The 495-nt window shown below is 59.6% G+C and carries 2 protein-coding genes; both read left to right on the top strand.

From position 1 onward, the window contains the following. Positions 1-204: hypothetical protein (locus AC1DCY_RS27485; RefSeq protein ID WP_477355902.1), on the top strand; the 204-nt coding region annotated here is incomplete at its 5' end. Further along, the coding region (locus AC1DCY_RS27480) for a hypothetical protein (RefSeq protein ID WP_477355899.1) at positions 185-495 on the top strand (311 nt) is incomplete at its 3' end. The genes AC1DCY_RS27485 and AC1DCY_RS27480, both read left to right, overlap by 20 nt.

Below are 495 nucleotides of genomic sequence, written 5' to 3'. Positions count from 1 at the left end.
ATCGCCACCTCCCTGGGGCTGAACACCTGGTTGACCGGGGCCCTCACAGACGATCGGGTCGAAGCACTGCTGGGGCTGCAAGACAGCGCCGAACAACCTTTGTTTTTTGTCGGCTGCGGACACGGCGACGGACAAGCGCTGTGCGTGGAACTGAAAGCCCTGATCAACTGCCAGGAAACCGATGATGCCCATTGCGATCAATGAACCAGACTCCCTGCCAGTCTCGCCGATCCGCAGGTTTACCCTGGGTGACTGGAACAACAACGCATCGGTGCGCAGCAGCCAGAACGCTTACCTGCTGCCTCCTGAACTTGAGCGCGAACTGGAAACCAGAGACTGGTTCCCCCCGGCCTTCCTGCCTTATCTGAAACACCCGTTGCTTGAGGAAGCCGGACAAGCAATCCGCCATCGGCTGGCCGCGAACCATCTGGTGTACTTCCTCGACTACACCACCGCGCTCGAACATCGGGTCGTCAATCGTGCGGTCGAGACCAT

It is taken from the genome of Lysinibacillus sp. 10T31, assembly GCF_056394365.1.
This window is presented reverse-complemented; position numbering and strand designations above follow the sequence as displayed.